The 1,537-nt window shown below is 34.1% G+C and carries 1 rRNA gene; it reads left to right on the top strand.

The window, feature by feature from the left end:
* Positions 1-90: ribosomal RNA gene (gene rrf / locus AC1D69_RS24960) — 5S ribosomal RNA — on the top strand; the annotation flags it as partial.
* Positions 91-1,537: the final 1,447 nt, after the last annotated feature.

The raw sequence follows: 1,537 nt of genomic DNA, 5'->3' as shown, positions 1-1,537 counted from the left end.
CACGTACCCATCCCGAACACGACCGTTAAGTCCTCCAGCGCCGATGGTACTTGGACCGCAGGGTCCTGGGAGAGTAGGACGCCGCCAAGCACAAGAACCACTGTTGATTTCGATCAATGGTGGTTCTTTTTGCGTTTTTTTAAAGATTGAAGTAGAGGTAATCATACTTTTGAAGCAATTTAAAGGAATTTTTTTTAGCTTATTATGTATGAGGATATGATGATAAGAAACCTTTAGTATAAAACTACAGAATAAATTACAAACAACATTAATTTTAAACTATTAAATCATTGATTAGAGAGGAAGGAGGGTGCAAAATACGTTGTCTTAATGTGCAATTAGAAAGAGAAAACCTCTTTCGTAAAGAAACAAGTTAATACCAGTCAACACAAGGTAATTAAGTGACTTGTTATTCTATTTTGCTATGATAAGTGTTGTTTTTATTGGACATAGTGTGATATTGAAGTGGCTTTATGAAGTGAACAAATGCTAAGTGATAAGTCTGTGTATATAAGAACAACTATGGATGTGTATGGACGCAGGTAGGTTCCTTCTTAGATTGAGGGTTGCGTGAAGGCTGCTTGAAAGAGTGCTCATGTATTACAGGTGCCTATCTATATAATTAGCTGTTAAGTGGTAAGCATTAATTCAGGAAGGCATTAAAGGTGGAGGAAGAAATACTTCTATTTGTTTTAGAAGTTCCTAAAAGGGTGTTCATTGTATTTGATAGCATCTATTTGTAGGCACAGTACTAGTTCGTGTTTTGTCCATTTATCACGCATTATTTCTATAATTTGCATATTTCTCAATCAAGGATGATATTGTACTCGCCAATTTTTTTAAAAACGGTCCCTTGTGATTAGATAGGGCAAGAAGTCTTATTAAGAACATAATTTATCTACGGTTTTTCTTATCCAGTCGTGTGCTCCTTAATGGGGTAAAAATGTGTAAAACAGTATCAACTAAACATGTCCTAGCACGTGGCAGATTGTTGAGCCTTATAAGGGTTTTTATAACACCTAGATCCTTGAGTATACAAGTTTAGCCTAATGATGATACCTAGTACGCAGTGCTCGTGTGTATTTACCTTAGGGACTTGTCTAATATGATAATTTATATATATTTAGTATGAGGTAGAGATTGATAGGAAAATACTTATTCTCATTTAAATAAGTCGTGGTGAGCTTATTCTAAGTAACAAACGAGGCTCTTATCTAATTATATATAAAATTTTATTAAAAAAGTGTTGCAATCATTAATTATACGTGATATATTATTAGTCCGGCCAGTAAATAACACATTTATTGAATCGGCAAGCCAAACTCGAATGAAACGTAAACGAAAATAAAGCTTGCATAAACGAACCGGACATGTTATGATATAAAAGTTGTCACAGAGAAACACTGATAACGACAAAATGAACAAATTGGTCTTTGAAAACTGAACAACGAGTGAGTAGATTTCACGAAAGTGAAGTCAAAACAAATGAGAAATCATTTGATAGAGAAAGTAATTTCTCGTCAGTTTGTTTTAAATG

This window comes from Paenibacillus sp. Y301, assembly GCF_059445505.1.
Note: the sequence above shows the minus strand (reverse complement) of the source record. Positions and strands in the feature narration are given on the sequence as shown.